Below are 8,148 nucleotides of genomic sequence, written 5' to 3' on the forward strand. Positions count from 1 at the left end.
GGCTCGCGTACTGGCGCGTCGCTGACGAGGAGCTCAACTACCGCCGGTTCTTCGACGTGGGCACGCTCGTCGCGCTGCGCGTCGAGGACCCCGAGGTCTTCGACGCGACGCACCGCCTGGTGCTCGACCTGCTGGCGGACGGCACGATCGACGGCCTGCGGATCGACCACCCCGACGGCCTGGCCGACCCCACGGGCTACCTCGCCCGGCTGCGCGAGGCGAGCGGTGGCGCGTGGGTCGTGGTCGAGAAGATCCTCGAGGGCGACGAGGCGCTGCCGGGCGACTGGGAGACGGCTGGCACCACGGGGTACGACGCGCTGTGGCGCATCCAGCAGACGTTCGTCGACCCGGGTGGCGCCGCGCCGCTGGGTGCCCTCATGCACCGGCTCACCGGCGATGCGTCCGACGACTACGCGCACGTCGTCGAGCAGGCCAAGCGCGAGGTGATCGACGGACCCCTCTACGCCGAGATCTACCGCCTCACCACGCTCGCCGCGAGCATCTGCGCCGACGACCTGCGCCTGCGCGACCACACCTGGCGCGCGCTGCACGAGTGCCTCATCGAGCTCCTCGTCGCGTTCGACCGCTACCGCGCCTACGTCGTGCCGGGCGAGCAGGCGCACCCGGACTCGGTCGCGGCGCTCGAGCACGCGGCCGCGCTCGCCCGGACCCGCATGTCCTCCGAGCGCGCCGCGACCATGGACGTCGTGCTCGACCTGCTCCTGGGCCGCGAGGTGGGCAGCGCGGGCCGGACGCGCGGCCAGCGCCGCGACGAGCTCGTCGTGCGGTTCCAGCAGACGTGCGGCGCCGTGACCGCCAAGGGCGTCGAGGACACGGCCTACTACCGCTGGACGCAGCTCGTCGGGCTGTGCGAGGTCGGCGGCGAGCCGTCGCGGTTCGCGTTCACCCCCTCCGACCTGTCGGCGTGGGCCGCACGTCAGCAGGTCGCCTCGCCGCTGGCGATGACGACGCTGTCGACGCACGACACCAAGCGCGGCGAGGACACACGCAACCGGCTCGGGGTGCTCAGCGAGCTCCCGCAGGAGTGGGCCCGCCTGGTCGGCGAGGTGCGCGCGCTCACCGCCGGGTCGCGCAGCTCGCGCGTCGACGGCCGCACCGAGCAGTGGCTGTGGCAGACGCTCGCCGGGACGTGGACCGCGGCCGGGCCGATCGCCGAGGACCGGCTCGTCGAGTACCTGACGAAGGCCGTGCGCGAGGCCAAGACGCACACGTTCTGGACCGCGCCCGACGAGGGATATGAGACCGCAGTGCTCGACCTCGCCCACCGGGCGCTCGCGCACGACGGCGTCGTCGCGCGGTTCGCGGACTGGGAGCAGCGCACACGCGAGGCCGTGCGTGCCGCGACGCTGGGCACCAAGCTCCTGCAGCTGACCCTGCCGGGGGTCCCGGACGTGTACCAGGGCACCGAGGTGGACGAGCCGACGCTCGTCGACCCCGACAACCGGCGGCCGGTCGACGTCGCACCGCTCGCCGCGCGGCTCGAGCGGCTCGACGACGGCGCCGGTCCGCGGGACCTGTCCGACGAGAAGCTCCTGGTCACGTCGCGCACGCTGCGGCTGCGCCGGGAGCTGCCCGAGGCGTTCGTCGGCCCCGACGCGGGCTACGTCCCGCTCGCGCACTCCTCGGGACACGCCGTGACGTACGCCCGCACGGTGGCCGACGACGCGCGCGTGGTGGTCGTCGCGACGCGCCTGGCCGTGTCGGTGGACCGGCTGGGCGGCTGGGCCGACCACACCGTGGCGGTCCCGGACGGCGCCTGGCGCGACGTGCTCACGGGGCGCGAGGTCACGGGCGGCGTCGTGTCCGTCGGTCCGCTGCTCGAGCGGCTGCCGGTCGCGCTGCTGGTCCGCGAGGGCTGACGTGCGCGCCGAGGTGTGGGCACCGGAGGCCGAGACGGTCGAGCTCGTCGTCGGTCCGGACGCGCGCGAGGTCCGGGCGCTGACGCGCGCCGACGGCGGGTGGTGGCACGACGACCGCGAGCTGCCGCACGGCACGGACTACGCGTTCCGCCTCGACGGCGGTCCCGCCCGGCCTGACCCGCGCAGCGCGTGGCAGCCGGCGGGGGTGCACGGCCCCAGCCGCGTGTTCGACACGGCGGCCTTCGCATGGACCGACGACGGCTGGGCGGGCGTCGACGTGCGCGGTCGCGTGCTCTACGAGCTGCACGTCGGGACCTTCACCCCCGAGGGCACGCTCGACGCCGCGGCGCAGCGGCTCGAGGAGCTCGTCGAGCTCGGCGTCGACGTCGTCGAGCTCCTGCCGATCGCACCGTTCGACGGCGACCGCGGCTGGGGCTACGACGGCGTGGGGCTGTACGCGGTGCACGAGGCGTACGGCGGGCCCGCCGCGCTGCAGCGCTTCGTCGACGCCGCGCACGCCCACGGCCTGGGAGTCTGCCTCGACGTGGTGCACAACCACTTGGGCCCGGTCGGCGCGTACGTGGGCGACTTCGGGCCGTACTGGACCGATGCGCACCACACGCCGTGGGGCGCGGCGATCAACCTCGACCAGCCGGGCTCGCGTGAGGTCCGCGCGTGGATCGTCGGCTCCGCGCTGCGCTGGCTGCGCGACTTCCACGTGGACGCGCTGCGGCTGGACGCGGTGCACGAGCTCAAGGACGAGTCCGTGCCGCACCTGCTCGCCGAGCTGTCCGACGCGGTCGCGACGCTCGCCGACGCGCTCGGGCGGCCCCTGTCCCTGGTCGCGGAGACCGACCTCAACGACCCCGTCTCCCTGGCCCCGACAGCTGACGGCGGCTGGGGCATGACCGCGCAGTGGGCGGACGACGTGCACCACGCGATCCACGCGCTCGTCACGGGCGAGCGGCACGGGTACTACGTGGACTTCGGCACGCCCGCGACGCTGCGGCACGCGCTCACACGCGTGTTCGTACACGACGGCGGTCACTCGACGTTCCGCGGTCGCGCATGGGGACGCCCGGTACCGCCGGGCACGGACGGGCACCGGTTCGTCGTGAGCGTCCAGAACCACGACCAGGTGGGCAACCGCGCGCTCGGCGACCGACCCGCGCAGCGGCTCCCTTCCGGTGCGCTCGCGGGCGAGGCGGCGCTCGTGCTGTTGTCCCCGTTCACGCCGATGCTCTTCATGGGCGAGGAGTGGGGCACGCGCCGGCCGTTCCCGTTCTTCACCTCCTACGCCGAGCCGGACCTCGCCGACGCCGTCCGCGCGGGACGCGCGGCGGAGTTCTCCGGCCACGGCTGGCGCGAGCTCTACGACGGCGAGGTGCAGGTCCCCGACCCGCAGGACCCCGCGACGCGCAACGCGGCGGTGCTGGACCGCGACGAGCGCACGCGCGGCGAGCACGCGGTCCTGCACGACTGGTACCGCACGCTCGTCGCGCTGCGCCGCTCGGTGCCGGACCTCGCCTCGGGCGACCTGTCGGCGACCGACCTGACCTGGGACGGCCCCGAGACGGCCGACGGCCCGTGGCACGGGGTCCTGGTGCTGCACCGTGGACGCGCCCGCGTCGTGGTCAACCTCGACGACGACGAGCGCACGGTCGCGCTGGACCCCACGGTCGAGCCGCACGCCCCGGGCACCCGCCAGCACGGTGAGGGCTCCGCGGGAGCCCCGCTCATGCTCGCGGCCCGGTGGGGTGAGGTGCGGGCCGTCCCGGGCGGTCTCGTCGTCGCGGGCAGGTCCGTCGCCGTGCTGGTGCCCGCAGCGGAGGCCTGAGGGCGCAGCACCTCAGGTCCCGGCCGCCACCTCCTCGAGCACCGAGCGGAACGCGCGCACCGCGGGTGAGGCCAGGCCGGCGAGCCGCTGAGCCGTGAACACCGTGCGCCGCGGGCCGCCCGCGAGGGCGACGAGCCGGCACGTCGTGGCCCGATCGGTCCACACCAGGTCGGGCATGAGGGCGACCGCGTTGCCCGTCTCCACGAGGCGGATCTGTGCCTGCAGATCGGCCGTCTCGTAGCGGACGTCGGGCTCGAAGCCCGCGGCGCGGCAGGTCTGCTCGGCGAAGTGCCGTGACGCCGTCCCCCGGGGCTCCATGACCCACGGCAGGTCGCGCGCGTCGAGCAGCGACCCGACGAGGTGTCCGTCCGGGAGCCGACCGTCGGGCAGCTGGTCGTCGGGCGGCAGCGCGAGGCGGATCGCGTCGGTGGTGAGCTCATGCCTGTCGAGGCCCACCAGCCAGGGCGCCGCATGGGCGGGGTACTGCTCGGCGACGACCATGTCGAACTCGCGCGCCCAGGTCTCGTGCAGCGCCGTCTCGGGCTCGCGCTGCACCATCTCGACCCGGACCTGCGGGTACCGGTGCGCGGTGACGCGCAGCGCGGCGGGCATGAGCGCGAGCGCGGCGGACTGGAACACCGCGACGCGCACGCGGCCGCGCACCTCGGTGAGGGACGCGGCGACCTCGGCCTCCGCGCGCTCGATCGTGTCGAGCAGCTCGCCGGCGGCCGCGACGAGCACCTCGGCCTGCGGCGTGAGCCGCACCCCGCGCCCGGACTTGCGCAGCAGCTCCAGTCCGGTCTCCTTCTCGAGCAGGCTCAGCTGCTGCGACACCGCGGACGGGCTGTAGCTCATCGCCTCCGCGACGGCCGCGAGCGTGCCGCGGATCGCCAGCTCGCGGAGCAGGACGAGGCGACGAAGATCGAGCACGGGAGTCTCCACTCGTCAGCGCTGATGATGATTACTCTGCCAGTTCCTTCACTGTTCGTGACGACTTGCCCGACCGATACTGGCCACGTCCCGCTCGCGCCGAGCCCGGTCGCCTCGCACGAAGGAACACCATGACGGTCCAGCCCACGCCTGCCCTGCCGTCGGACGCGCAGCCCGACGAGCCCGCGCCCGTCCTCCCGTCCGGGGACCGGCTCGACGAGCCCGCGCCGCGGCCCGCGACGACCGACGCCCTCGACCCCGCGCTCGCCCAGGAGGCCGTCGAGCTCGTCGAGCGCTGGCTGCACGAGGCCGCGGGGCACCCGGTCGACCGCTCGGCCGCCCAGCTCGCCGACGCGCTGCGGGACCCGGCCGGCCTCGCGTTCGTCGTCGGGTTCGTCGACGGCGTGATCCGGCCGCACGACGTGCACGTCGCCGCCGCCACGCTGCGCGACCTGTCCCGGCGCGCGCCCGCGTTCCTGTCCCCCGGGCTGCGCGCGCTCGTCCGCCTGGGCGGCGCGCTCGCACCCGTGCTGCCGCACCTCGTCGTCCCCGCGGCCCGCGCGGTGCTGCGCCGACTCGTCGGCCACCTCGTGATCGACGCGACCGACCGCCGCCTGGGCCGTTCGATCGCACGGCTACGCGCCGACGGCGCGCGGCTCAACGTCAACCTGCTGGGCGAGGCCATCCTGGGCCGCCGCGAGGCCGAGCGCCGACTCGCGGGCACGATGCGCCTGCTCGCGCGCGACGACGTCGACTACGTCTCGGTCAAGGTCTCCTCGACCGTCGCGCCGCACAACCCCTGGGCGCACGACGAGACCGTCGCGCACACCGTCGACCAGCTCCGACCGCTGTTCCTGCTCGCGGCGTCGGCCGCGAGCAAGAAGTTCATCAACCTCGACATGGAGGAGTACAAGGACCTCGACGTCACGCTCGAGGTGTTCATGCGCCTGCTCGACGAGCCGGCCCTGCTGCACCTCGAGGCGGGCATCGTGCTCCAGGCCTACCTGCCGGACGCGCTGCACGCCATGCGGCGACTGCAGGGCTGGGCCGCGGCACGTCGCGCGCGCGGCGGCGCCGCGATCAAGGTCCGTCTGGTCAAGGGCGCGAACCTACCCATGGAGCACGTCGAGGCGGAGCTGCACGGCTGGCCCCTGGCGACGTGGCACTCCAAGCGCGAGTCCGACACGCACTACAAGCGCGTGCTCGACTACGCGCTGCACCCGCAGCGCGTCCGCAACGTGCGGCTCGGTGTCGCGGGGCACAACCTGTTCGACGTCGCCTACGCGTGGCTGCTCGCGGGCCGGCGCGGGGTCCGCGACGCCGTCGAGGTCGAGATGCTCCTCGGCATGGCGCAGGGCCAGGCCGAGGTCGTCCGGCGCGAGGTCGGCGGCCTGCTGCTCTACACGCCGGTCGTCGCGCCGCGCGAGTTCGACGTCGCGATCGCCTACCTGATCCGGCGGCTCGAGGAGGGCGCCTCGACCGAGAACTTCATGTCGGCGGTCTTCGAGCTCGACTCCGACCCGCAGCTGTTCGCCCGCGAGCGCGGCCGCTTCCTCGACTCCGTCGCCGCCCTCGGCGAGCAGGTGCCGGACCGTCACCGCACGCCCGAGCGGTACCCGGCCGGCGCGCCGCACCCGGGCCCGGGCAGGTTCGTCAGCACGCCGGACACCGACCCGGCCGTGCCCGAGAACCGCACCTGGGCCCGCGACCTGCTCGCCCGCGTGCCGGGCTCGACGCTGGGCTCCGCGACGATCGACGGGGCCTGGCTGCGCACGTCCAGCGAGGTCGACGCCCAGGTCACGGGCGCCCGCGAAGCCGCAGTGGCGTGGGCCGCGCTGCCGTCCGACGAGCGCGCGCGGGTGCTGCACCGCGCGGGCGAGGTGCTGGACGCGCACCGCGCCGAGCTGCTCGAGGTCATGGCCGCAGAGACCGGCAAGACGATCGACCAGGGCGACCCGGAGGTGTCCGAGGCCGTCGACTTCGCGCACTACTACGCCGAGCTCGCGCGCGACCTCGACCACGTGGACGGGGCTCGGTTCACGCCCGCCCGGCTCACGCTCGTCACTCCCCCGTGGAACTTCCCCGTGGCGATCCCGGCGGGGTCGACCCTGGCCGCGCTCGCCACCGGGTCGGCGGTGCTGCTCAAGCCCGCGGGCCAGTCGCAGCGCTGCGGCGCGGTGCTCGCCGAGCTGCTGTGGGACGCGGGCGTCCCGCGCGACGTGCTGCGGCTGGTCCAGGTCGACGAGGACGCGCTGGGCCGCACGCTCGTGGCGCACACCGGAGTCGACCGGGTGATCCTGACGGGCGCGTACGACACCGCGGCCCTGTTCCGCTCGTTCCGCGCCGACCTGCCGCTGCTCGCCGAGACCAGCGGCAAGAACACGATCATCGTGACTCCCAGCGCGGACCTCGACCTGGCGGTCCGCGACGTCGTGACCTCGGCGTTCGGGCACGCGGGCCAGAAGTGCTCGGCGGCCTCGCTCGTCGTGCTCGTCGGCTCGGTCGCGACGTCGCGCCGTTTCCGCGACCAGCTCCTCGACGCGGCCGCCTCGCTCGTCGTCGGCTACCCGGACGACGCACGCACCCAGATGGGGCCCGTGATCGAGCCGGCCGCGGGCAAGCTCCTGTCCGGGCTGACGGAGCTGGCCCCGGGTGAGCACTGGGCGCTGCAGCCGCGTCGGCTCGACGAGACCGGACGGCTGTGGAGCCCGGGCGTCCGCGTGGGCGTGAAGCGCGGCGCGCCCGCCCACCTGACCGAGTACTTCGGGCCGGTGCTGTCCGTCATGACGGCCGCGGACCTCGACGAGGCGGTCGCGATCGCCAACGACGTCGACTACGGCCTCACGGCGGGCCTGCACTCGCTCGACCCCGACGAGATCGCCACGTGGCTCGCCCGGGTCGAGGCCGGCAACCTGTACGTCAACCGCGGGATCACGGGCGCGATCGTGCGTCGGCAGCCGTTCGGTGGCTGGAAGCGGTCCGCCGTGGGCCCGGGCGCCAAGGCCGGTGGCCCGAGCTACCTCGACGGCCTGGGCACCTGGCGCACCGCGACCGCCACCGAGGGCGCCGACGTCACCGACGAGCGGGTCCGCGCGATCGTGCACGCCGCACGCCAGGAGCTCACGGTCGCCGAGGCGGATGCGGTCGAGCGCGGCGCGCGCAGCGACGCGCTGGCGCTCGCCACGCGGTTCGCCCCCCGGGACGTCACAGGCCTCGTCGCCGAGCGCAACGTGCTGCGGCACCTGCCCTACGGCGATCCGGTGCTCGTGCGGCTCGCGGCGGGCCAGCTCGCGGGTGGTCTGGCGCGCGTGGTCGCCGCCGCGGCCGCGGCCGGCACGCGCGTGGTCGTGTCGAGCGCGAACACCCTCCCGCCGGGCCTCACCGCGGCGATCGGCGCGGCGGCGGTCGAGCTGCACGTGGAGGACGAGGGCGCCTGGCTCGCACGCCTGGCCGGACTCGACGGGGGCCGGGTGCGGCTCGTCGGGGCCCCCCCGGGCTCCG

The 8,148-nt window shown here is 75.1% G+C and carries 4 protein-coding genes; 3 read left to right on the forward strand and 1 reads right to left on the reverse strand.

All coding sequences use genetic code 11. The annotated features are described in order from the left end of the window. Both treY and treZ read left to right on the forward strand, forming a co-directional pair. Positions 1 to 1,880, forward strand: a 1,880-nt coding sequence (gene treY, locus CWIS_RS15365; RefSeq protein WP_048344226.1) for a malto-oligosyltrehalose synthase, incomplete at its 5' end; no start/stop codon positions are given. Position 1,881: 1 nt separating this feature from the next. Beyond that, positions 1,882 to 3,717 (forward strand): malto-oligosyltrehalose trehalohydrolase, encoded by a 1,836-nt coding sequence (treZ, locus tag CWIS_RS15370; RefSeq protein ID WP_048344210.1) that lies wholly within the window; start codon positions 1,882 to 1,884, stop codon positions 3,715 to 3,717. Between the two features lie 12 nt (positions 3,718 to 3,729). On the opposite strand, the gene CWIS_RS15375 is transcribed toward treZ, so the two are convergent. After that, positions 3,730 to 4,647, reverse strand: a complete 918-nt coding sequence (locus CWIS_RS15375; RefSeq protein ID WP_048344211.1) for a LysR family transcriptional regulator — start codon at positions 4,645 to 4,647, stop codon at positions 3,730 to 3,732. Between the two features lie 131 nt (positions 4,648 to 4,778). Here CWIS_RS15375 and CWIS_RS15380 point away from each other — a divergent pair. After that, positions 4,779 to 8,148 (forward strand): bifunctional proline dehydrogenase/L-glutamate gamma-semialdehyde dehydrogenase (locus tag CWIS_RS15380; protein WP_231583936.1); only part of this gene is annotated, 3,370 nt, incomplete at its 3' end.

It is taken from the genome of Cellulomonas sp. A375-1 (genome assembly GCF_001040865.1).
Taxonomy (GTDB): Bacteria; Actinomycetota; Actinomycetes; order Actinomycetales; family Cellulomonadaceae; genus Cellulomonas; species Cellulomonas gelida.